This is a genomic window from Crocosphaera watsonii WH 8501 (genome assembly GCF_000167195.1).
Lineage (GTDB): Bacteria > Cyanobacteriota > Cyanobacteriia > Cyanobacteriales > Microcystaceae > Crocosphaera > Crocosphaera watsonii.
On record NZ_AADV02000002.1, the window covers coordinates 255392 to 279284 of the forward strand.

The 23893-nt window shown below is 39.3% G+C and carries 21 protein-coding genes and 4 pseudogenes; 13 read left to right on the forward strand and 12 right to left on the reverse strand.

Annotated elements, in window-relative coordinates; genetic code table 11:
• The first annotated feature begins 22 nt into the window (after positions 1 to 22).
• The 3 genes from CWATDRAFT_RS04775 to CWATDRAFT_RS04785 all read left to right on the forward strand — a co-directional run bounded on the left by CWATDRAFT_RS04775 (position 23) and on the right by CWATDRAFT_RS04785 (position 4196).
• Positions 23 to 1705, forward strand: a complete 1683-nt coding sequence (locus tag CWATDRAFT_RS04775; protein ID WP_007303932.1) for a cytochrome c oxidase subunit I — start codon at positions 23 to 25, stop codon at positions 1703 to 1705.
• A 148-nt stretch (positions 1706 to 1853) separates the two neighbouring features.
• The gene (locus tag CWATDRAFT_RS04780) at positions 1854 to 2459 is read left to right on the forward strand and encodes a cytochrome c oxidase subunit 3 (protein WP_007309423.1); all 606 of its coding nucleotides are present in this window, start codon (positions 1854 to 1856) and stop codon (positions 2457 to 2459) included.
• Positions 2460 to 2681: 222 nt separating this feature from the next.
• Positions 2682 to 4196 carry a GMC oxidoreductase gene (locus CWATDRAFT_RS04785; protein WP_007303934.1) on the forward strand — a complete coding sequence of 505 codons (1515 nt, stop codon included), beginning with the start codon at positions 2682 to 2684 and terminating at the stop codon, positions 4194 to 4196.
• A 41-nt stretch (positions 4197 to 4237) separates the two neighbouring features.
• On the opposite strand, the gene CWATDRAFT_RS04790 is transcribed toward CWATDRAFT_RS04785, so the two are convergent.
• Both CWATDRAFT_RS04790 and CWATDRAFT_RS04795 read right to left on the reverse strand, forming a co-directional pair.
• Entirely contained in the window at positions 4238 to 6211 is a 1974-nt protein-coding gene (locus CWATDRAFT_RS04790) for a bifunctional aldolase/short-chain dehydrogenase (protein ID WP_007303935.1), read from the reverse strand.
• A 149-nt stretch (positions 6212 to 6360) separates the two neighbouring features.
• Positions 6361 to 6528 (reverse strand): hypothetical protein, encoded by a 168-nt coding sequence (locus CWATDRAFT_RS04795; RefSeq protein ID WP_021832382.1) that lies wholly within the window; start codon positions 6526 to 6528, stop codon positions 6361 to 6363.
• Between the two features lie 412 nt (positions 6529 to 6940).
• Here CWATDRAFT_RS04795 and CWATDRAFT_RS04800 point away from each other — a divergent pair, with 412 nt between their 5' ends.
• From CWATDRAFT_RS04800 to CWATDRAFT_RS04830, 9 genes and pseudogenes are all read left to right on the forward strand, one after another.
• Positions 6941 to 7306 carry a hypothetical protein gene (locus CWATDRAFT_RS04800; RefSeq protein ID WP_007303936.1) on the forward strand — a complete coding sequence of 122 codons (366 nt, stop codon included), beginning with the start codon at positions 6941 to 6943 and terminating at the stop codon, positions 7304 to 7306.
• A 39-nt stretch (positions 7307 to 7345) separates the two neighbouring features.
• Entirely contained in the window at positions 7346 to 7666 is a 321-nt protein-coding gene (locus CWATDRAFT_RS04805; RefSeq protein WP_007303937.1) for an HdeA/HdeB family chaperone, read from the forward strand.
• A gap of 192 nt (positions 7667 to 7858) precedes the next feature.
• Positions 7859 to 8743: a 4-hydroxybenzoate solanesyltransferase gene (locus CWATDRAFT_RS04810; protein WP_007303938.1), complete on the forward strand. Its 885-nt coding sequence runs from the start codon at positions 7859 to 7861 to the stop codon at positions 8741 to 8743.
• Between the two features lie 99 nt (positions 8744 to 8842).
• A pseudogene (locus CWATDRAFT_RS32910) lies at positions 8843 to 9049 on the forward strand (Rossmann-like domain-containing protein); the annotation flags it as partial.
• A gap of 269 nt (positions 9050 to 9318) precedes the next feature.
• Positions 9319 to 10094, forward strand: a pseudogene (locus tag CWATDRAFT_RS04815) (RNA polymerase sigma factor SigF).
• Positions 10095 to 10238: 144 nt separating this feature from the next.
• A complete protein-coding gene (locus CWATDRAFT_RS32275; protein ID WP_007303941.1) occupies positions 10239 to 11078 on the forward strand; it encodes a DUF4388 domain-containing protein in 840 nt (279 codons plus the stop codon).
• Between the two features lie 9 nt (positions 11079 to 11087).
• A complete protein-coding gene (locus CWATDRAFT_RS35500) occupies positions 11088 to 11483 on the forward strand; it encodes a response regulator (RefSeq protein WP_007303942.1) in 396 nt (131 codons plus the stop codon).
• Positions 11484 to 11633: 150 nt separating this feature from the next.
• Positions 11634 to 13268, forward strand: coding sequence for an NACHT domain-containing protein (locus CWATDRAFT_RS04825; protein ID WP_007303943.1), 1635 nt, complete (start codon positions 11634 to 11636; stop codon positions 13266 to 13268).
• A gap of 111 nt (positions 13269 to 13379) precedes the next feature.
• On the forward strand, positions 13380 to 13679 hold the full coding sequence (locus CWATDRAFT_RS04830; protein ID WP_042711186.1) for a HEAT repeat domain-containing protein: 300 nt from the start codon (positions 13380 to 13382) through the stop codon (positions 13677 to 13679).
• Here the strand turns inward: CWATDRAFT_RS04830 and CWATDRAFT_RS04835 are convergent.
• The 7 genes and pseudogenes from CWATDRAFT_RS04835 to CWATDRAFT_RS04865 all read right to left on the reverse strand — a co-directional run bounded on the left by CWATDRAFT_RS04835 (position 13663) and on the right by CWATDRAFT_RS04865 (position 18526).
• Positions 13663 to 14304 carry a transposase gene (locus CWATDRAFT_RS04835; RefSeq protein ID WP_007303945.1) on the reverse strand — a complete coding sequence of 214 codons (642 nt, stop codon included), beginning with the start codon at positions 14302 to 14304 and terminating at the stop codon, positions 13663 to 13665. The genes CWATDRAFT_RS04830 and CWATDRAFT_RS04835 overlap by 17 nt on opposite strands.
• A 64-nt stretch (positions 14305 to 14368) precedes the next feature.
• Positions 14369 to 14950 (reverse strand): annotated as a pseudogene (locus CWATDRAFT_RS39365) (helix-turn-helix domain-containing protein).
• 135 nt (positions 14951 to 15085) lie between these two features.
• Positions 15086 to 15973 (reverse strand): hypothetical protein, encoded by an 888-nt coding sequence (locus CWATDRAFT_RS04845; RefSeq protein WP_007303947.1) that lies wholly within the window; start codon positions 15971 to 15973, stop codon positions 15086 to 15088.
• Positions 15974 to 16040: 67 nt separating this feature from the next.
• Positions 16041 to 16307, reverse strand: a complete 267-nt coding sequence (locus CWATDRAFT_RS04850; RefSeq protein WP_007303948.1) for a hypothetical protein — start codon at positions 16305 to 16307, stop codon at positions 16041 to 16043.
• 21 nt (positions 16308 to 16328) lie between these two features.
• Positions 16329 to 17204, reverse strand: coding sequence for an S-methyl-5'-thioadenosine phosphorylase (locus CWATDRAFT_RS04855; protein ID WP_007303949.1), 876 nt, complete (start codon positions 17202 to 17204; stop codon positions 16329 to 16331).
• A gap of 136 nt (positions 17205 to 17340) precedes the next feature.
• Complete coding sequence (locus tag CWATDRAFT_RS04860) at positions 17341 to 17598, reverse strand: hypothetical protein (protein ID WP_007303950.1); 258 nt, start codon at positions 17596 to 17598, stop codon at positions 17341 to 17343.
• A 352-nt stretch (positions 17599 to 17950) separates the two neighbouring features.
• Positions 17951 to 18526: a DciA family protein gene (locus tag CWATDRAFT_RS04865; protein ID WP_021831261.1), complete on the reverse strand. Its 576-nt coding sequence runs from the start codon at positions 18524 to 18526 to the stop codon at positions 17951 to 17953.
• A gap of 155 nt (positions 18527 to 18681) precedes the next feature.
• Between CWATDRAFT_RS04865 and CWATDRAFT_RS04870 the strand changes: the two genes are divergently transcribed.
• Positions 18682 to 19827: a SpoIID/LytB domain-containing protein gene (locus CWATDRAFT_RS04870; RefSeq protein ID WP_007303952.1), complete on the forward strand. Its 1146-nt coding sequence runs from the start codon at positions 18682 to 18684 to the stop codon at positions 19825 to 19827.
• Between the two features lie 52 nt (positions 19828 to 19879).
• On the opposite strand, the pseudogene CWATDRAFT_RS35510 reads toward CWATDRAFT_RS04870, so the two are convergent.
• The 3 genes and pseudogenes from CWATDRAFT_RS35510 to CWATDRAFT_RS04890 all read right to left on the reverse strand — a co-directional run bounded on the left by CWATDRAFT_RS35510 (position 19880) and on the right by CWATDRAFT_RS04890 (position 23651).
• A pseudogene (locus CWATDRAFT_RS35510) lies at positions 19880 to 21401 on the reverse strand (IS5 family transposase).
• Positions 21402 to 21546: 145 nt separating this feature from the next.
• Positions 21547 to 22797, reverse strand: coding sequence for a methionine adenosyltransferase (gene metK / locus CWATDRAFT_RS04885; protein WP_007303955.1), 1251 nt, complete (start codon positions 22795 to 22797; stop codon positions 21547 to 21549).
• Positions 22798 to 22913: 116 nt separating this feature from the next.
• The gene (locus tag CWATDRAFT_RS04890; protein ID WP_007303956.1) at positions 22914 to 23651 is read right to left on the reverse strand and encodes an HAD family hydrolase; all 738 of its coding nucleotides are present in this window, start codon (positions 23649 to 23651) and stop codon (positions 22914 to 22916) included.
• Between the last annotated feature and the right edge of the window lie 242 nt (positions 23652 to 23893).

Sequence of the window (23893 nt, forward strand, 5' to 3'; positions counted from 1 at the left end):
TCCCTATTTTGAACCAATAAATATGACAGATACTCAAGTCAAAACAACAACTATTATTACAGAAAGCTATCAAGACCTATCGGCCAGAGACTGGAAACGATATTTTAGCTTTAGTACCGATCACAAAGTCATTGGTATTCAATACTTAGTGACTTCTTTTATCTTCTTTCTTGTCGGTGGTATCTTTGCTATGGTCATCAGGGGAGAACTTATTACCCCAGAAGCAGACTTAGTAGATAGAACCTTTTATAACGGAATGTTCACTATGCACGGCACAATAATGCTGTTTTTGTGGACTTTCCCCTCATTAGTTGGCTTGGCTAACTATTTAGTTCCCATTATGATCGGGGCTAAAGATATGGCCTTCCCTCGCCTCAACGCTGCCGCCTTTTGGATGGTTCCAGTGGTGGGTATTTTTATGATAGCCAGCTTTTTTGTACCCAGTGGTTCGGCCCAGTCTGGTTGGTGGTCCTATCCCCCTGTCAGTGTACAAAACCCCACTGGCCAACTGATAACAGGGCAACTCCTCTGGCTTTTAGCGGTGGCTATTTCTGGGGTATCTTCGATTATGGGTGCGGTTAATTTTGTCACCACCGTAGTGAAAATGCGGGCCCCAGGTATGACCTTTTTTCGGATGCCAATTTTTGTTTGGGCGGTTTTTAGCGCGCAAATCATTCAATTATTTGGTCTTCCTGCGTTAACTGCTGGTGCAGTTATGTTATTGTTTGATGTAACCGTGGGAACCAGTTTTTTTGACCCCTCCCAAGGAGGAAACCCCATCTTATTTCAACACTTTTTTTGGTTCTATTCCCACCCTGCGGTTTATGTGATTATTCTGCCCATCTTTGGCATTTTCTCAGAAATATTTCCAGTTTATTCCCGTAAGCCTCTGTTTGGTTACAAAATAGTTGCTATCTCCTCTTTACTTATTGCAGGAGTCAGTGGTTTAGTCTGGGTACACCATATGTATACCAGCGAAACATCTGGCTGGATGAGGATGATTTTTATGTTATCTACCATGTGTGTCTCCGTTCCTACTGGTATTAAGGTCTTTGCTTGGGTGGGTACAATGTGGGGAGGCAAGTTACGTCTCAATACCCCTATGTTATTTGCAATGGGTGCATTGATCATGTTTATTTTTGCCGGGGTAACAGGGATTATGTTATCTGCGGTTCCTGTGGATATTCATGTCAATAATACCTATTTTGTGGTGGGCCATTTCCATTATGTGTTATACGGAACTGTAACTATGGGAATGTATGCCGCTATTTATCATTGGTTCCCCAAAATGACGGGAAGGATGTATTACGAAAGTTGGGGTCAAGTGCATTTCTGGTTAGCTTTTATTGGCACTAACTTAAACTTTTTACCGATGCACCCTTTAGGTTTACAAGGAATGTTGCGCCGGGTGGCTTCTTATGACCCAGAATACGCTTTTTGGAATGTTATCGCCAGTTTAGGGGGATTTTTCCTGGGAATGTCTACTTTACCCTTCATCTTCAATATTATGAGTTCTTGGATACAAGGGCCCATCGCACCGAGTAACCCTTGGCGGGCCATTGGTTTAGAGTGGCTTATTTCTTCTCCTCCTCCCGTAGAAAACTTTGAAGACACTCCTATCGTTGTTTCTGAACCCTACGCTTATGGGAAGTCAGAACCCTTGGTAAGCAACCTCGAAGGAGTATTAGGGCATCACGAGAAGTAAATATTAGGAAGGGTGGGGAGTGTGGGAAGTGTGGGAAGTGTGGGAAGGGTGGGAAAATTTTTGACTTTCACATCCTAACTCCTAACTCCTAACTCCTAACTCCTAACTCCTAAATTGTTAGCTCATTAACCTTTTGGAAACAATGACAATGGATAGTTCAATTTCATCGCAACATTTACACCACGAACACGCACAGGAACACGAACACGATGAACAAGGCAATAGTCTTTTCGGTTTTATTGTCTTTCTTCTCTCAGAAAGTATCATTTTCTTGAGCTTTTTTGTTGGTTATATTGTCTATAAAACTACTACCATTGACTGGCTACCTGCTGGTGTAAGTGGTCTAGAAGTTAGAGAACCATTGATTAATACGGTGGTGTTAGTTTCTAGTAGTTTTGTTATTTATATTGCTGAACAATTCTTAGAGAAAAACAAATTGTGGGGCTTTAGAATATTTCTTTTCTTAACAATAGCTATGGGAATTTATTTCTTATCTGGACAAGCTATTGAATGGAATGGTCTGGAATTTGGTTTTACTTCTGGTGTCTTTGGAGGAATGTTTTATCTATTAACAGGATTTCATGGTTTGCACGTTTTAACTGGTGTTTTATTACAAGTTATTATGTTAGGACGTTCTTTCATTCCTGGTAATTATGATAACGGTCATTTTGGTATAATGGCAACCTCATTATTTTGGCACTTTGTTGATGTTATTTGGATTATTTTATTTGTATTACTTTATGTCTGGCAATAGCCTTTAATAATGGATAATGGATAATGGATGATTATCTTTTTTTCACACATCTACTAAGGTGTTAGCCAAAATGGTAGGGTGGGTAATTACTATAATTGAATTTCTAACAATGGTTAATTAATTGTTGTATTGCCCACGGAACCTCAACCTGAAAAAGTCCTGAAGGACTTACTACGAACTCAGAAAAATAAAGTATTTCATTCAACAAAGGTACAAAAAATTATGATTATTGATGATCAACATTATGATGTAATTATTGTGGGAACGGGTGCTGGTGGTGGCACTTTAGCTAATAGATTAGCCCCCACTGGTAAAAAAATTCTTATCCTCGAAAGAGGTGATTTTATGCCCTTAGAAGAACAAAATAGGTCCAATGTTGATGTCTTTAAAAAAGAACGTTATCGTTCCTCAGAACGCTGGTATGATCAGGATGGGCAGAACTTTTCTCCTCAGACTAATTATGCTGTGGGTGGTAATACGAAAATCTACAGCGCAGCATTAGTAAGAATGCGAGAAAAAGATTTTGAAGCAGTAGAACATCAAGAAGGTGTTTCCCCCGAATGGGGTCTAAAATATCAAGACTTTGAACCCTATTATACAGAGGCAGAAAAATTATATATGGTTCATGGTAAAACTGGGAACGATCCTAGTGAACCTGATCATAGCGAAGATTATCCCTTTCCTGCCGTTGAACACGAACCCGAGTTCCAAACTATAGTAGAGGCGATCGCTAAACAAGGATTACACCCCACATCTTTACCCCTCAGTTTAACCCGTGAAGAAGATGATCCCACGGGAGACTCAGAGGTATTCGGTATTGTCCCTGCTTTAAAACACGATAATGTGACCCTGAAAACTTCGGCCAAGGTGGTCTGTTTAATTACTAATTCTTCAGGAGAAGCAGTAAGAGCGGTAGAAGCAGAAATAAACGGTCAATCTTATCTATTTTTCGGGGATATTATCGTTTTAGCCTGTGGTGCAATCAACTCAGCGGCCTTATTATTGAAATCAGCTAATCATAAACATCCCAACGGTTTAGCTAATAGTTCCGATCTCGTCGGTCGTAACTTCATGAAACACAACCAAACCGCTATGGTGGAACTGAGTGTTAACCCTAACTCTGGTCAGTTTCTTAGGAGTGTTAGTGTTAATGACTTTTATTGGGGTGACGAGAACTTTCCCTATCCTATGGGTCATATTGAAAATACAGGAGGACTCCTCCAAGACATCATTTTTGCCGAGTCTCCCCCCATTTTATCGGTGTTGGCCAAAGGAATGCCAGGGTTTGGCCTAGAACAATTAGCTAAACGATCTATTGGTTGGTGGTTATATACAGAAACTTTACCCAATGCTGATAACCGTGTTAGAGTCGATGGGGACAAAATCTATGTTGATTTCACTCCCAATAATAGCGAAGCACACGATCGCTTAGTTTATCGCTGGATCGATGTACTCAAAGCAGGGGAGAAAAATTTAGGTGGTTCTGTGTTTGAAAAGTTAGCTGTTTACCCCCGTGGAGAAGTTCCCATACAAACAGTTGCTAACCAATGCGGAACTTGTCGTTTTGGGGAAGATCCTCAAACCTCTGTTCTGGATCTCAACTGTCGCACCCATGATCTCGAAAATCTCTATGTGGTGGATAGTAGCTTTTTTCCTTCTAGTTCTAGTGTTCCCCCTGCTTTAACCATTATTGCTAATGCGTTGCGGGTGGGGGATCATCTCAAGTCTAAAATTTAACAGAATGTTGGGTGAGGCAGGGGGCAGGAGGGTTTTCAACACTAAATAACCCTTTCATTTCCCCCATCTAAAGGGACTTGTGCGGCCGTTGTTTTCTCGAATAAGCGATCGCACATATTAGCAGCCAACTCGGCCACATCATGACTGGTAACTTCCACTTTCAAAACATTATTTGTCTTATACTCTTCTACCGTTAAACCATAATTTTTTGCCCGAGTTTCTAACACTTCATCTGTCCAGATACCTGTATCAAAAACCCCGTTAGGATGAATGGAATTAATACGAATCTTATCCTTACCCCATTCTAAAGCAGCGACACGGGTTAACTGATTCAAAGCAGCCTTAGACGCAGAATAAGCAGCAGCCCCCGGCCCTGGTGCCAGCACATTTTTGGAGCCGATAACCACCATTCTACCCCCCTTCGGAGCCATTTTTAAGAAGGGGTGAACCTCTCGCATCAATACTAAATTAGCATCCAAATTAATACCCATAATACGTCGCCATTGTTCCGTAGCTAGGGCAGAAATAGGGCTACTAGCAGGGAAAATACCAGCATTGAGTATCACCATATCAATGCCCCCAAACCGTCTTACAGCCGTTTCTAAGCCTTGCTGAATGGCTTTTTCATCTGTGAGATCACAGGTAAGGCCACAGAAGTTGGGGCCTTTATGTAAATCTGCGATCGCCTCATTAATATCCAACCCCACCACAGCGGCCCCTCGTTTCAGTAGAGACTCCACACAAGCTTTACCAATACCAGAGGCTGCTCCCGTTACTAGGGCAACTTCTCCTGTAAAAGCAGGTGCTTGCCCGCCTTTAGCCAGTTTTGCTTGTTCCAGTTCCCAGTATTCCACATCAAAGATATCTTGGGGAGGTAAGGCTTGATAACCCCCTAACAGCGTCCCCCGTTGGATAATATCGATGGTGTGGTCATAAATATCAGCTACAATGGCCGCAGCCTTAGCATTTTTACCGATCGCAACCATTCCCAACTCTGGATCGATAATCACCCTTGGTGCTGGATCAACCATGGTTTTACTGTCCTTAGCCTGGGCTAAATGGGTTTTAAAATAGGTTTCGTACTGCTTTACATACCCCTCTACATCCCTACCTATTAAGGGTATGCGTTTGGTGCGAATAACATGATCTGGTGTGGCCGGCCCCTGTTGAGAAATAGTAGTAATATCCTCTCGTTGAGCAAAAGCAAGGGTTTTTTCCGTTTGCTGAAGGGAGAGAATAACGGGAAAACCAGCAGCAATAGACACTTGATAACGTAGTTGTGCTAAAGTCTGACTGAAAGATTTTTCTGGGGTATTTACGGCTTTTTGGGGAATATTCCCAGCTTGATGACGTTTTAGATACTCTTCTGCTTCCGTAACTAACTCAATCATCCTTTCATAAGATTCTTGGGCCGTGTCTCCAAAGGAAAAAATACCATGATTCATCAAAACCATCCCAATAGTATTATCCCCTTTTTGCTTCTCGAATTCTTCTGCACAGAGACGGGCGAGGTCAAATCCTGGCATAATGTAAGGGATAATTACCAAGCGATCGCCGTATATTTCTTCCATGCGCTGTCTTCCTTCTGCTGTGTTGGTAATGGTAACCACTGCATCAGCATGGGTATGATCCACATATTTGTAGGGTAATATGGCATGGAGGATAGTTTCCACAGAAGGTGAAGGAGCATTGGAGCGAATCATCTGGGTTTTCAACTCATTAACCATCTGAGAGTCTGATAAGCTCTTAAGTTTGGCTAGTTTCAAAAGATGAGGCATTCTTACCCCAGAAAAACCCCCTTCTTCGATGGTTGCTAAGTCCCAACCACTGCCTTTAACATAAAGTATATCTTCTCTTTCTCCAACAATATTATTTTGACTGATTTTTACCGATGTGTTGCCGCCACCGTGCAACACTAAAGACGGGTTTTGTCCCAATAATCTAGAAGTGTAAACTCTCAGGGCTAAATCTGTTGTATATTTAGCTGCATCTTGGTCATTCCACAAACTTTTCATCAGCAGATTGGTTGAGCATTAAATATCTATCTCTATTTACTCTATAACAATTCGAGACGAAAAAACACCCAGGATAATCAGATTAGTTTATCTTGGGTTATGAGTAGTCTTTGGAAGTTTAGAAATAAGCTAAAACTTAATCACTGCAATTAACTCTTTGTAGAATCTCCGATTAAAAAATTATGCTCATCCATAGCATCTTCCCACTCTAACATGGGATCAACTTTTAAATCAGTTTCTTTGTCTAATAATTGACTGACAAAGTTTTCATAATCTTCTAAACTGTTGAACATATAAGGTCTTTCAATTTTGTACATTTTTACCTCTTAAGTTTTTAGAGAATACCTCTCCATTTACGGAGAATTTTAATTATATAGTTAGGGCATTAGTAACAATGCTAACTGATTATCTTTTAATGAAAACTGGAAAATGAACATGACTGCTAAGCTCAGTAAAAGCTATAATCAAGGTCTAAAAGACTGTGTTCCAGTTCACATCTAAAATAAAAATTATATGGGTAACAAACAACAGCTTAACCCTAAGTTTAATCTTGATTTGGCAAGATGTAAACTCGAAAAAATACGTATTTTACTCCGTATATCTATCGGAGAAAAGATACTGATTAGATTGAAAAAACATCTAAAAACAAGAAAATTTACCACTTAATTAGGGAAAAACTGCTACAATAACCAATGGAAAATTCACAAATCCTGTTTCAACCATACTTAGATGATGCCGAAATCATGGAAAAAGCTGTTAACAATTAGCACAATTTTAGTGGCTGATGCTATGCTACTATCAACTAGCATTACCCTAGCTCAATATTCATCCCGTTCCCAATCTTATTGTGAGGGTTACGCCAGAGACTATGCCGATCGCTATGCTAGAGGTGGTTTCTTTCGAGGAGGGGCAAGAGGGGCAGCCAGTGGCGCAGCCATAGGGGCTATTGTCGATGGGGGAAGAGGTGCCGGAACAGGAGCAGCCATCGGTTCCGTTGTTGGCATCATAGGTGGTAGTTCCCGTCGTGCTTCCGATCATGATAGCTTATATCGACAGGCATTTGATGATTGTATGCGGGGCGCACCCTTAAGATAACCCTTAATTTCAACAATAAATAAACAATGAGGAGTAATCATGAAATCAATTAACAAACTATTAGCTATTTTCCTATTATCAACTATTATTAGTACCCTCTATAGTTCATCAGGTTTTGCTCAGGATGAAGCAGAAAATACTAAAGTAGAATTGAATAAAATTAGTTGTCGAGAACTCTTAAAAATGCCAGGAAAAGATCGGGAATTAACCTTGGTCTTTTTTCACGGGTTAATGGCATCCAGAAACAATCAAATGGTTATCGATCGAGTAGCTTTAAGAGAAGCAACTAATAAAATTACTGATTATTGCATAGATAACCCTAACTCCATGTTAATGACAGCTTTTGATGAATATCTTTAAAACTGCTTAATTTCCAAAGTTTAAAGTATTCTCATACTTCAGTGTCAGAATACTTTTTTTATCAAAATATAATCGGAAATAAATAAAGGCATAAGGTGGGCAATACTGATGAGAGTTAAAATCTTAATATAAATATAGTCTGATTATTGCCCACCCTAGAAATATATCCATTGTTAATTAGCCAGTGACACTATGATTAGTCAATCTCAACCCCAAAAAGAACCTACTTTGTTAACTATTATTCGTCTATTAAGATGGGATAAACCAGCAGGAAGATTAATCTTAATGATCCCTGCCTTATGGGCTATTTTTTTAGCAGCAAGGGGACTTCCCCCTTTACCTTTAATTGGGGTTATAATTTTAGGAACCTTAGCTACCAGTGCTGCTGGATGTGTGATTAATGATCTCTGGGATAGAGATATTGATCCTCAAGTGGAAAGAACCAAAAAACGTCCCCTAGCTGAGCGATCGCTGTCGATCAAAGTAGGTATCATTATCGCTTTTATTTCCCTTTGCTGTGCTGCTGTATTAGCATTTTATCTGAATACATTAAGCTTTTGTTTATGTGTTGCGGCTGTCCCTTTTATCGTCTGTTATCCTCTTGCCAAAAGAGTATTTCCTGTTCCTCAATTAGTGTTATCCTTAGCTTGGGGTTTTGCAGTATTAATTAGTTGGACTGCTGTAACAGGAAAATTAGAAAATTATACCTGGGTATTGTGGGGAATAACGGTATTTTGGACATTGGGTTTTGACACAGTTTATGCTATGGCTGATCGAGAAGATGATCAGAAAATCGGTGTTAATTCTAGTGCTTTATTCTTCGGAAAATATGCAGGGGAAGCAGTAGGAGTATTCTTTGCTATTACCGCAGGTTTATGGGCTTATTTAGGGGTGATTATGCACCTAAATTTAGGATTTTGGCTAACCTGGGGAATCTCTTTATTGAGTTGGATGATAGAATATATACGTTTAAGTTCTCCTGAGATTCCCCAAGAAACCTATGGTGAATTATTTAGAGAAAATGTCATTTTAGGGTTTGTTTTATTAGCAGGAATTATGGTGAATATTATACTCTAAATAATGTATTCATATTCATGCAACTTCTGGAAAAAATGGGACTGAAAAGCTTTTAAGCCACCATCATTTTCCCATTTCTTTCCGTACAAAACCTTTCCCCGTCTTGTGGAATTATCTAGAGATGCTACAGTGGTATTGATGGGTCCAACACTTCCCTGGTTAGGGGAATTAGCTGATTTTGGCATCAATTATCTAGCTGGTGTTACCGTTAGCGATCCTACCGCCTTAAGGCAAACCTTTGCTGAAGGGGGTTGGGTGAGGATCTTTGAAACAGCAGTACAATATCATTTGTTATCACTAGGTTAAACCCCTAAAACAAAAATAACTTCATAATCTCTGAAACCTAGACGAAAAGAGAGATTCAAGGAACAACAACGGGTACAAATTTACAAAAACAGTAACAGTTTAATAAATATTTATATATCACCGTATCTTTCTCCGTATGATTATCTAGACTTTGATGCAAAGAACTTTTCTAAGAGTAGTATAAATCCTGTTGTGAGTAACATCACATTCATTTTAGGCTAAATATAGTTAATTGGTTACTAACAACAGTAAAGTAGTGCAGATTTGCTATGAATACTCCTGTCAAACAAAATGTAAAACTCGAAACCCTTAAGCTGTTTCAAGAGTATGAAAAGAACCCAAAGACTAGGCTAAGAAATAAGATTTTAGAATTAAATTTTGGCTTAGTACGCAGAGAAGCACATCACTGGGTTCATCAATGTCCAGAAAGCTATGAAGATTTAGTACAGGTTGGAAGTTTAGGTTTAATCCGTGCCATTGAACGGTTTAGTATTGGAAAAGGTCATGCCTTCAGTTCCTTTGCTATTCCTTACATCAGAGGAGAGATTCAACATTATTTACGAGAAAAAAATATACAGTTCGTATTCCCAGACGCTGGTTAGAAATAGGAAGACAATCTATCCATGTGCGCCAAGAATTTAGAGAAAAATTTAACCGTCAACCAACGGATTCAGAAATTGCTCAAGTCCTAGAAATTTCTTTAAAAGAATGGCAAGAAATTAAACTAGCTTTTCAAAATAGAGAACCAGTGAGTTTAGATGTTAAAATTAGTAATGGTGGAGAAGGGCAAACCAGTTTAGGAGAGTTAGTTCCTGATATCAATTATCGCAGTTTTCAACTAGCACAAGAAGATCAAATTCGTCTCCAACAAGCCTTAGGACAATTGGAAGAAAAAACGAGAAATATTCTTGAATTTGTTTTCCTCAAAGACCTAACCCAAAGAGAAACAGCCGAACAATTAGGAATTAGTGTAGTCACGGTTTCCCGTCGTGTTAAAAAAGGGCTAGAAGTACTCAAAAGTAATATGGGTAAGGAGATATGTTGATTATTAGAAAAAGGATTAACTGAGAAGAAGACTGATTACTACTTACATAGGCGCAAGCGGTGATGTTAGTCACCTAACATTGAATGTAATTATGAGAAAATAGGGTTAATTATTTAATATAAATCAATTAAAGGACTTGTGTAAATGGCTAATGTTGATCAGGAAAAAACCAAAACTGCATCTCCTTCAACCACTTTTTCCATGACACAGGGAACTAGGGAACCCCCTGCCCCCATTTGTTTTCCAAAATTTGCAACTACCCAACAGGCAACCTTATTTAACAAGTTAAAAAATAATCAATTTAGTGGTAAAGTTTCTTGCCAAACTGAGCAAGGAAGAGAATCTCATATCTACTGCTATTTAGGGAGAATTATCTATGTAACAGGAGGAACTCACCCAGTAAGGCGATGGAGAAGATCAGTGTTAAAAATTTCCCCAAAACTAAGAAAGATAGGATTGCAATCTATTGCCATTCAACAATATATTGCTGCCTCTATTCGTCAAAATAATCCTATTAGTTGGGACTATGATCTGTTATGTAGTTGGCTGAAACAGCAAAAAATTAACCGCACAGAATTATTAGAAATTATTACTTCTATGGTCATAGAAGTTTTATTTGACCTGATGCAAGGTGGTCAAGTATCCTGTCATTTTTATCCTCATAAAAAAGTTTTATACCCTTCAGTTTTACTTGACCCGGAACAGACCATTGTTACTACCTGGAAATCTTGGCAAAATTGGCACCTTTCCACCTTGGGTAGTCACTCTCCCAATGAAGCTCCTGTAATTAAAAGTTTAGAAAAATTAAAAAAACGGTCTTCAGCAAAAACCTATGAAGTTTTAAGCAAGTATATTGATGGAAACCGCAGTTTGCGAGATTTAGCCGTTTATATGGAGCAAGATGTGTTAAGGTTGACCTCCTCTTTAGCTTTATATATTCAACTGGGATTGATAAACTTAAAGGAAATCAAGGACTTACCTTAACCTTTGACTGTGCCTCAAGAAAAATCCTTAGCTCACGATGAAAATAAATTGATTGCTTGTGTCGATGATAACCCTCGAATGTGCCAGTTAATGAAGGATATTATTGCAGAGGCAGGGCATCAATTTTTAGGCATTAACGATAGCAGTAAAATTATCCCCTTATGTTTTATTCATCAACCTAATTTGATTTTTATCGATTTAGAAATGTTGGGGATAGATACTTGGAAAGTTTGTCGTAAACTGCGCAACTCTAAAGCCTTACAGCAACGACCTATTATTGTGTTAGTAGGACAAAAAGGAGTCTGGGAACCCTTACACAACAAAATTTCAGGTTCTTCTGCTTTTATTAGTAAGCCTTTGAGCAAAGAAGACATATTAGACACCATCTTGCAACACTTACCCTAAGAAATCCCAGCAGGGAGCATGACGGGGAGATGGGGAGATGGGGGGGGAAATTCATCAGATCAACTATTATCAAATAAGAAAATTATTATTTTGCTCTTATCAAAAACCTACGAAACAGAGTAAAATTATAAGTAAAAGTAGGCGACAATAATGTCCCAACCCAACTCACCCGCTGTTGAAAAACAATCCCCCTCCTTTAGCATTGACTGGAAAAAAGTCGGTCGTGTAATGCTGAAATATTTCTTGCCCATCAATCCTATGACTACTCAACCAGATGAGAGGGGAAAGGATAGGGAAGACTTGCTCATCCGTTTAGACTGTATTCAAAGTGCTAATGGTAGTAATACTTGTTCAAAACACTTTCAGAAGCAATCATCCCAAGATAAAAAGCTTCAATATCGGGAATTGAATCTCAACAACCATCAAGTAGAACGATTATTTAAACAAATTTGTGATTTAGATAGACAGGGAAGAAACAGAGGTAAAATCGCCATTGTTGGAGAATCTGGAACAGGTAAAAGTCTTTTTTTGCAAACCTTAGCCCGTTGGATGCTAGAGACAACAGATTATATTCCCATTTGGATATCTCCTGAGCAACTAACAACTCTTTCCCTAAGGGAATATTTAAGCCAAAAATGGCTCACTCAATGTTCTAAGCATTATGGGAAAAAGCAGAAATTATCTCCAGAATCTTGGCAAACCTCTTTTGAAGCATTATTAGAGAGCGGCAGAGTTTGGTTATTTGGGGATGGGATTGATTACTTATTAACTGAATCTAGCAATAATAGCAATGAATCTCCCCTTTCCTTGTTTAAAGAACAACAAAAATATACAGGTAACTGCCATCTAATTCTAAGCTGTCAAACCTCTACCTGGAAAATGCAGTCCCAAGCTTTAGCTCAATTTGATATTTATCAGACAAAGTCCCTCTCAAGTCAAACTGAAATTGAACAATTTGTGGAAAGATGGTTGCATCCCTACTCATCCCAGAGAGAAAATTCAGAAATAAGAAGGGATTTAGGGGCAAATTTATCCACTCTTTTGAGTCAACCCCCAAACCTATCCCTTCAGACTTGGTTAAACAATCCCTTGCGCTTATCTTTGCTTTGTCGTCTCTGGCAGAAAAACCCTCAAACCTTACCGCAAGCAGTAGCAAGTTTGTATCAAGTTTTAGTCAATGAATTTTATCAATGGCAGGCAGAAAACACCAATGTTACCGCCACAGAACAAGAACCATTGAATGAGTTTTTAACTCGCTTAGCATTAACTCATCGAGAAACGGGCTCGTCTTCTGCCCCTATTTCTCAAGAGATGATCGAAGATAATGCTTCAAAACTTTCTTTGAGTTTGCAACTACATTGGTTGAGACCTATGGGAATAGTAACTCAACTAGAAAAACATAATCAGTATCGATTTGAAGATCAAACGTTTGAAGATTATTTCGCCGCTTTAGGGATCGATAACTGGCAATATTTTTTGGCTACAGAAACAGGCAAAATAGAGATGTTTAGCGAGCAATGGCAACACATCTTGCTATTTTGGATGGGACGAGAAGATATTGCTTCCCAAGAAAAAGAAGCCCTGATCAAAGCTTTGATTGACTTTAAAGATGAATGTGGTCAAGAAAATTTTTATGGTTTTCGGGCTTGTTTAACCGCAGCTATGGCTTTGTCAGAATTTAGGGATTGTTCTGTAAAAGATGCTATCATCGAACAAGTGTTTGTTTGGGCATTGCCCGCATTTCTCACAAATTCTGCGATCGCTAAACTTCAAACCATTATGTAGTCTGAGTTTAACCTTGATTTGAGGGGCGAGTAAAAAATAACAGTGTGCCATTTTAAGCGATCGCTTGAAAAATAAGCCACATCTAACCTCTAGCTGATTACTGATCAGTTTGTGAGAAATGCGGGATTGGCAGAAGATGATAAGTCCAACTTACGTCGTACGGCCGCTAGAGAAGCGATCGCTAATATTTATCGCCCTTTGGTGATTAATCATTTAATTAACTATTTTGAAAATGATTCACAACCATTACAGCAAAGACAAAGATTAAACTATCTAGAAAGATTAGGCAAAGGGAACACTGAAGCGATCGCAGCTTTAACTGAATGTTTACAAAACGCCAAAGATACAACCCTTCGTTGGCAACTAGCGCAGCTTAGCAAAAATAATCCACCAGTCACTTATGATCTTTAAAGCCCTTAAATTTCCAAACGAACGGCTTAGCAAAATGTTGATTAAAGTAATCAATAAAACTGAGAATTTTTTGGGATAGTTCTTCAGTTGAACGGACAGTAATTCTTTTGAGTAAACGCCGGACTAAGATCGAAAACCAACACTCAATTTGATTAAGCCACGATGTATGTTTGGGAATATAAACAAAGCGAATTCGATGAGATTCATCTGATAAAAAATCTGCTCTGCTGTCCATAGATTGCAAAATCCCCTCCTTTCCCTTTCTCCCCAAATCAATAGTAATTCCACAGCTTTCTGCTACTAATTTGACTAAGCTTTCCGATTTATGAGTGTTGAGTTTATCTACAATAAAAATCCATTCTGCTTTTTCATCAATCTTAATCGTTCTCTGGATATGTTCAGAAAAATCTTGTTCTGTTCTTGTCGGTCTAATAGAGGGACTAACAACTTTTCCTCTTGCCACATCCCAGTTCGCAATCAAGCTTAAAGTTCCGTGTCTTTCATATTCAAATTCGATTTTTTCTACTTGTTTAGGCTTGATTCTTTTGTTCGGAAATAATCTCTCAAGAGCTTGAATCCCTGTCATTTCATCTGTACTAATTAAATGAATTCCTTGTTCTAACAAAGTTTTAGCTTCTTGATGAAGTTCACAGATATATTTGACTTGCTTTTTAAATTTTAAGGGATCATCAACTTTGGCATTTAACCAGTAACGAACGAGATGTGGTTGTAATGTCGCTTCTTTTTAAAAAACGCCCCACACTACGGGGGGAAATCTTTTCGACAATTCCTCTTTTTATGGCTTCATCCGCCAACTCTGAAGGTGTCCAATGGCTCACTGGTCTGTCTGATTTTTCACATTCTTCACAAGCGATCGCTACAATCTGGACTACTTGTTCGACCGTAAAGGATTTTGTTGTTCCAGGTCTTGGGCGATCGCTTAAAATTCCTTTGATCAAGACCATTAATGCTTTCTCCGTTACCTGTTGTTCTTCGGCGGCACTCAGTTTTTCTCTCTCCTCAAACCATCGCGATCGCCACTGACGCACTTATACCCGGTCTAATTCTAATCTTCGACTAATCGAACTATTGCTCTCTCCTGATGCTGCGGCTAAGATTAGCTTGGCTCGTCTAACAAGGCGATAGGGGTTTGTTGTCCCTCTCACTATTTGTTGGAGTACTGTTTTCTGTAGGTTGGAGAGGTTAATTGGCAATGCTTTTATCATGGACATCAACTTCGAGATTCTTCCGTTAGTTTCATTGAAACACATTGTCGTGGCTAGTCACGAAAGTTTCTGTAAAAATTTGGTGGATTACTTCCGCCAAGCTGCACTAGCAAAATCTGACTATTCTCAGTTTAGGGGTTAAGTGGCCCCTCCATGGTTTTTTATTAACAAATGTTACAGTTATATTTCAGCCACTGCCCTTTCTATTAAGCGTCTGGCTAAAGTTTGGGTTCCCGTGTGTTCATAATAATTGGTTGTCATGTCTAAAAAGGCGGCGACATAATCTAATTTATCTTCCGAGTATTCGATAAAATTGCTTAAATGCTCGAAAAGTCCCTGTGGAGTCACCCCTTTGTCTTCGACAAATCCTGACATCCAACCTTTAACCGAGTCAAAACTTTCTCCGATAAAATTAAGTTGACTGTTACTGTCACCCCCTGGAATAACTTGTTTGATGCTGTTAAAGGTGCCGTTATTCTCTAATTCCTTGGGAGACAGACTATGAAGACTTGATTCTATTTTCATAATAAAATCGGGACCGAGGGGAATTAAACCATCTAAACAGACTAAAGCAGCCATTCTCATCAAAGATTCTCCGCTATACTCCCCTAATGAGCCGACAAAATCTCCAATACTGTCCCCAGGAATTCCATTAATTTGACAAAATGCTACTAATTCGGTCACTAATTTTAGGCATAAATCGATGGCTTGCGCTTTATCGGGGTTAGGAGTAATACGGTTTAAAAAGCCCAAAAATGAGACTTTTTCCCCAATTTTATTGGCTAAGGCCGCTGCCCCTAAAGCACTGTCACTATTATCTACGGTTTGATATAACCATAAGGCAGTTTGATACCCTTGAGATTTATCGTTGAAAAGATGAACCGCGCGATCGCCGATTTCTTGGATCATGTCCTCGTCGGTTTCCCCTGTGACGGTGCGAATGGTGTTCTCAAACCCGACTAAGTTCTCCCATTCCCCAGGAACCACAAAATCCAGGGTTTTCAAGACTTTGATGGTCATGTTATCTGTGGGTAATTCGTCTACAATCTCATAAATTGGTTTACTCATAGCACTTTTTAGCGAAACTTCTAAGACTACCAACTTTATTTTAAGTTGCGGAAGGTACTCCGATACTTTAGCTGTCTGATATTTCTTCCCAGTCTGGACATTGTTCGCTTTTTAGCCAACCACTGGGATGAAAACCACAAATTAATTGGCTTCTTTGCTCACGATTATAACCATAAAATTTGCCGTGATAATGACAGCAACCAAGACAAGTTTTTGGACGAGTTGATTCAACCTGATTAAACCCCAATTGAGAACGCAAAACTTGGCGGCGAGATTGGTAAAAATTACGCCGTTTTTTTAAGAGTCGAAACCGAGATAGATTCGCCGCTGCCATAACTGAAAATCTTTTTTATCCTTACATATATTTCTGTAAAATTAGACCTAATCTTTCTTTTGTTTCTGGGCTAATCTTGTCAGGAGGAGTGAGAAGAGCATATTTTAGAGCAGAATGTGCTTCAGAAACAGGGGGATTTTTAGCTAAGCTTTTGACTGTTTCTAAGATAACTTTTTGGGCATTAATGGCATTTTTCTGTAAGTTATCAACGATCATTTCTACGGTGACATGATCGTGGTCTGGATGCCAACAATCATAATCAGTAACTAGGGCTAAGGTAGCATAAGCAATTTCTGCTTCTCTCGCTAATTTTGCCTCTTGTAAGTTGGTCATACCAATAACCGATGCGCCCCAACTGCGATATAAATTAGATTCAGCAATGGTGGAAAAAGCAGGCCCCTCCATACAAACATAAGTGCCTCCTTTGTGTAAGGCAATCTCAGGTAACTGTAAACTCTCAACTACCTCAGCTAAAATATTGGTAAGTTGCTGGCAAACCGGATGACCAAAGCCAATATGGACAACAAGACCTTGTCCAAAAAAAGTGGAAACTCGGCGATGAGTGCGATCGATAAATTGATCGGGGATGACCATATCTAGGGGTTTAACCTCCTCTTTGAGAGAACCCACCGCAGAGGCTGAAATTAAATATTCAACCCCTAACTGTTTCATCCCGTAAATATTTGCCCGAAATGGCAACTCTGAAGGCATTAAATGATGATTACGGCCATGACGGGCTAAAAAAGCCACTGATACCCCCTCTAGGTTGCCCACAATGAAAGCGTCCGAGGGCTTACCAAAAGGAGTCTCTAGGTGAATTTCTTGTACATCCTCAAGGGCGTCCATCTTATACAAACCGCTACCACCGAGAATGCCTATCTTTGCTTGAGTTACCATTGATACAGAACTTTTGTCATAAATGTGTTCTCATTAAAAATAGCATCTTTTGTTAACAAAGATGCTATTTGTTGCACACTGATTGAAAAAAGATAATATTGTTTAATAAATTATTTTAGACAGAAAACATTGATTGTTAATGAGCAATTGGTTCGTTAACTTTTTCGGCGGATTCTACATCAACAGAGCATTCTAGAACAAAAGAGTTTTCCAGTTTAACAACTTTTTCTAAACTTTCCCAAGTTTGGGTAAATGGTGCAACAGCCAAACTACAAGCTTTCCATTCTGCACTAACCGGAACACCCAATTGTTGGCACATTCCCCCTCGACGACCTTCTGTCTGATAATACCGACAAAAGCGACAAGATGAGGTCAAAAAATTAGAGGTTTTCATGGGAGTTTTACCGCAAGGTGTGAGCTTTAATCTTTTTAGATTTTCCTTTCATCGTTTATTATCTAACATCAGTTGACCATGATTCAATCTCCTCACCTATGCCTCTGTCTTGATTTGACTGTTTTTCTTGATTTTTCTGGCTTTAGATTTTTTTAATATTTATTTTACAAAAGTCAATAAAGTCTCCTGATAATCAAAGAAACTTAATTAAATTAATTTTCTGGGATTGAGTCCATTGTCAAAGAAGATACTGGGGATCAAGTGTAAAAACGGAACTATCGAAGGAAAACTTTATGAATAATCAGAGGATATACTGAGAAAAACAGTAATGATGTCATTGTTAACTGAATCATTACTCTAAGTTTGACAAAGATTTTGTCTGCCAATGTTGCGTTATGCAAAGATAACACTTTGACCATCTTTCCAGTTCGATCTCAGGAGTTGGACAATGGCACTGGGGACACAAAGGCAGATGGTTGAGATGGTGGGCGATGGCCTCAGTCCATCGTTGAAAGGCTTCTTCTGGGGTGGTGGTGGGTATTGTACTTTTTTCTGGGGGATCAACCCCATCAGTACAAGAAAAAAAGCCTTGTCCCCTTTCTGGGGATGATGATTGTTTATGGCCTGGATGCTCCTGCCATTGAGCAGGGGAAAACCGAAGTTTTTGCAAGGGAGAAGCGGATAAACCATGATTAAGTTGTTTGAGCAGAGAATAACTTTGAAAAGATAACTGTTGGGCCCAACCGGAACTAGAGGTGGCGATCCAAAGCAGATCCCTTTGGACATATAAGGGTTTACTATGGGAAGCAGCTTTTTCTGGGACGATAGTTGACCAAATGTCACATATTTCCACATAGCGACGATATTCTTCCCATTGGGGAAGTTGTGTTATGGCTTGTAGTAGGCGATCGAGAGAGTTGAGGGACATATTTAGAGGTGACGGGGTGACGGGGAGTGTGAGCAGGATGCTCACTATCCTCATTGAGACTCTTAAGAAATAGATAGTAGCATGGGTTGTTATAGTGATAAAGATTGTTATTTATCAGTATCCTAACCATTATTATTTTTTAAATTTGTTGTGTGATGAAAAAGTTGTTAAAAAACTTGTTATTCAACCGTCCCCAACTTTGGGGTGTTCCTTTATTATGTGCTGCCAGTGTTCCTTTCATTGTCGCTTATTGGCAACCCTCTGATCCTTCTGTGGAAACTACACCCCAGACAAGCACCTTACCTCCTCTGAGTCAACTACAACCTTCTCAACAACAGTCAGAAGTAAGGGCTAAGGGCCATTCACCTCGACAAAACTCAGAGGTTCAAAAACCTTATCTCAAACAACCAACTTTGAAGGAGCCTGAAGTTGAAACTGAGGAAACTAAGGAGTCGGCTAAACCCACTAAAAAATCAGAGGTGAAAAAGCAGGTTAGTTCCCCACCCTCTCAAATGTCTCCTCCGTCTCCTCCTGTTTCTCCCAAGTCTTTGGCCCCTGCTCCTGCAAACTATCAACCCCCTCCTCTTGACATTCGTGTAGCTATTCTACGAGATGCACCAGGAACTACTTTGGGGGTGTCAGGACAAGCAGTGGTAAGCGATCGCAATAATAAACGACTAAAAACCCTTTCTGGGTCCCAAGGGTGGAATGTACGGCCAAATGGGGGTTCTTTATCCTTTGGGGGAGAGTCTGTACCTGGGGTGGTTTGGGTACAACCGACAAAAGAGAGTCTTATCTATGTAGGCGATCGCTGGTATCGGGGCAAAATTTTATTGGTGTCTAAGGGTAACAGCTTGCTGGTGGTCAATCATGTTAATTTTGAGCAGTATTTATATAGTGTGGTGGGTAGTGAAATGCACGCTAATGCACCCACAGAAGCTCTCAAAGCTCAAGCGATCGCCGCTCGCTCTTATGCCTTAGTTCACATGATCCGCCCGGCTAGTTCTTGGTACGATCTGGGTAATACCCAACGTTGGCAGGTGTATAAGGGATTAAACAGCGAATATAATACGGGTCATCATGCGGTACGAAGCACTAAAGGACAGATTTTAAGCCATCGAGGCGGCGTGGTGGAGTCTCTTTATGCAGCCACAGATGAAATTGTGGCCCGCGCTCATAAGGGACGGGGAATGAGTCAAACGGGGGCTTATGAATTAGCGAGAAAGGGTTACGATTATCAACAAATATTGGACTATTATTACCCCGGGGTGGGTTTAGCGAGATTAGTTTTGAGTAACTAGCTTCTAAATAGGTACGTGTAATTAGGGTTTGCTGAAAAAGTTTCTCCAAAATTTATGCCACTTTTGACCAAGAATTTTCTGACAAATCAATAAGTTTTAGTACATAAAAATTGTTTAAAGTATAATCAAAATTAATGAAAGGCGGTTTGATGAGTTCCCCTGTTCTATTATTAGTAAATAAGGACAAAAAAAGCGACAAAAACTGCCTCAGAAGTTTAGAAAGATTGACAACTAAAAATGTAATAGCAATAGATGTAATGGAGGTTTCAGGGAGTTTTGTCATCACGAGATTTAGGCTAAATCTTCGTTTAGCTTGTCCAAACTTTCCCTCAATAGCATTACGGAAGCATTCATCGGAGTGGGCTTGTTTCTTTTCTTCTTCACTGACATTTTTCGGAGGTCTTCCTAACTTCGGACCACTGATTCTTATCCCTCTTTCCTTACACCAATTTCTGTTTTCCCTAGTTCGATAAATTTTATCTACATGGACGGATTCGGGATAATAGCCAAACGTTTCTTTATACTTTTCTACTTGTTCTTTTAAATGACAAGATTCATTGAAGTTTTCCCAACTTATTTTGTCTAGAAACACATAGTTATCTACACAGCTTACTGAGAGTTTAGCTCCAAACTCTATTGGTTTTCCTGCTTTTCCCCTCACTATTGGACGAATATGCCGTTGAGTTAAACTTACAATTCTTTGAGGAACACTCTGGGTCTTATTCTCCCACATTGACTGTTGTTGTTCATAAACTTTTTTGATAGTCTCTAGACAATTTTTCTGTNCTTTACTCAGATTTTCCAGGGAAGCCCCAGCTNGAAANTTAGTCTCTATATTTCCTAAATTTTTCTTAGGTATTTTAACTGTTTCCCGATAGCTTTTTTCTCTTCTTGATAGATACTTTTCGTTTTTAGCTACTTNTAAGTATTCTTTCTAGCAATTTTTCTAGAAGTCTTCGGCTTTTTTCTCAATTTACTCTTNAATGGTTATAAAGGATTATCTATTATTCTTTCTGTCTCAATTCTGGCTGATTNTAATATGCCTAAATNCGTTGGGTATTGATGTCTGCTGGCGCACAAGTCGCATCTAAAATTAGTTTACCTTTATTTTTTATTTTTTCTCCTTTTTCTTGGAGACAATCCTTTTTTTTTACTTCTTTATCACTCTTGTCTATTTCTCTTTTTACTATTTTTTTATTGATTTTGTTTATCAATTCTCCATCAATTCTTTTCCTAAAATGAACTAGCATTGAAGATTCCAGTGGTGGCTCTTGTTGATAACAATTTAAACCTATAAAGTATTGTAGATAGGGATTTTCTCTAATCTGTTCTATAGTTTCTCTATCACTTGTTCCTAATTTTTCCTTAATAATTAATGTCCCTAATGCCATTCTAAATAGTTTGGCTGGCGCACCTTTTTCTGCTGAAAAAAGTTTAGCATATTCTTCCTCAAAATCATCCCAAGGTATCAACTCTGCCATGATTACCCAACGATTATTGGGGGACAATTTGCCCTCGAAAGGTAATTCAAATTTTTCTGGGGGCGGTAAAGGTTGCTCCTCTTTTCGATACATTTGTTCTTGACCAACAACTGGGAGGTGTTTCTACCAATTATAGCAGTTTGTAGCCGACAAAGCTGATCTTTTTTGCGATCGCGAATATGGGTGTAACCTTTTAAAGAATAGGGTTTTGCTTTTATTCAGCAAACCCTAGTTAGGATTAAACACCAACTTTTAATAAAGCATCTTTGAGTAAGGCCGCTTTATCAGTTGCTTCCCAAGGGAGATCAAGATCGTTGCGTCCAAAATGACCATAAGCAGCCACATCTTGATAGAAGCGTCCACCCCGTTGAGAAGGAAGTTCACGGAGTTTCAGGGACTGAATAATACCAGCAGGACGTAACTCAAACAGTTCATTAACAACTTCTAACAACTTGGTTTCATCCACTTTACCGGTGCCGAAGGTTTCTACTAAAATACTAACAGGACGAGCAACACCAATAGCATAACTGAGTTGAACTTCGCACTTATCTGCTAAACCAGCAGCAACAATATTTTTAGCCACATAACGAGAAGCATAAGCGGCAGAACGATCAACTTTTGTGGGATCTTTACCGGAAAATGCGCCACCACCGTGACGAGAATAACCACCGTAGGTATCGACGATAATTTTACGACCGGTTAACCCTGCATCTCCTTGAGGACCACCAATAACAAATTTACCGGTAGGATTAACTAGATAGCGAGTATCTTGAGAGGGTTTAATATCGATATCTGCAAATACAGGTAGAATAACTGCTTCCCAGAGATCAGCTTTAATTTTAGCTTGAACTGCGTCGTTATCGGTGATGGAACCGATGGTTTCATCGTGTTGTGTAGAGATGAGAATGGTATCGATACCAACGGGAATACCATCTTCATAGGCAATGGAAACTTGGGTTTTGCCATCGGGACGTAAATAGCTTAAATCACCAGTTTTGCGGACTGCCGCTAAACGACGGGCGCAACGATGGGCTAAACTGATGGGTAAGGGCATTAATTCTGGGGTTTCGTTGCAAGCATAACCAAACATGAGTCCTTGGTCACCGGCACCGATTTGGTCTAACTCATCATCGCTGAGTTCTTTGCGTTGTTCCCTAGCTTGGCTAACACCTTGGGCAATGTCGGGAGACTGTTCATCCAAAGCCACTAAAACGGAACAGCTATTGGCAGAGAAACCATTATCAGCATCAGTATATCCAATTTCTGCAATTTTGTTACGGGCTAATTTGGCAAAATCAACATGAGCTTTGGAGGTAACTTCCCCGGTAATCAAGACTAAACCAGTGTTGACGACGACTTCCGCAGCTACCCGACTTTGATCATCTTCATTGAGGAGAGTATCAATAATAGTGTCTGAGATTTGGTCACAAACCTTATCGGGATGACCTTCTGTAACGGATTCAGACGTAAATAAATAACGTTTAGACAATTTGTTTTACCCTCTCTAATAATGATACAGACAACAAACTTTTGTTAATGTAACATCATACACCCTAAGCTCCAAATTCAGCAGAAGTTTCTATTTTTGTTAGATCCTTTAGTGGTTTAACCCAGTTGTATTTCCTCGATTTGAGTGATAATAATATCGGCTTGATTGAGATGAGGGGCTGTTTTGTTAGCCCAAGAAATGCCGATGGCTCCTGCTACTCCTGCTTGTTTGGCCATGAGAATATCTCCTTGAGAGTCTCCTACCATGACAGTTTTCTCGGGTGATGTTATCAAAGTTTGACAAGCTTTAATAAATAGTTGGGGGTCGGGTTTACTTAATCCTTGATCACCTCCCATCATTAGTTGAATGTAATCAGAAAGATTATGTTCCCGTACAAAATGTTCTACGTCTTGGGTAGGGGCAGCCGAGAGAATTCCCAATTTTAAGCCAGCTTCGTATAAAGTTTTTAACACATCTAAACTACCAGCAAATAAGGGGGAAGTGGTTCGATCTTTTTTGAGAGATTGATCAACTTCTCTAAAGGCGTTTTCGGCTATTTTTAGGGCTTCAAACCAACTTTTTCCTGTTTCTGCAATGTAAGCAGCCGCAGCAATTAAGTTTTCTTGGCGACTTCCTACGGCCATCAAACCAGTGGGATCTAATTGATTATTTTGCAGGCCAAAGGCCATTAGTAAGGGTTCTCCGATCCCTGGTATTTGGGCATCTAATAAGCGGGCGCGATGAATACTTAACTCTCGTAAAAAGTTATTAGAGTCTTCTAGAGTGCCATCTTTATCAAAGATAATTGCTTCAATGTTCTTAAATTCAATGTTACCGCAGCGAATGTTGACCAAGATATGTACTCCTAACTCATACTTTTAAAATAGTAACAAAAGAAAAAATTGACAAACCGAGTCCGTAATGCTTATTCAATAATGGATAATGGACAATGGACAATGGATAATTACCAATGGATAATACTGTTGTGAGAAAATTAGCTTTCTGGGTTTAACCCCTACAATGGCGAATTCGTAGGGACATAATACTATTATGTCCTAATATCTTCAAACTGAATCTTGACTTATCGGAGTAATTA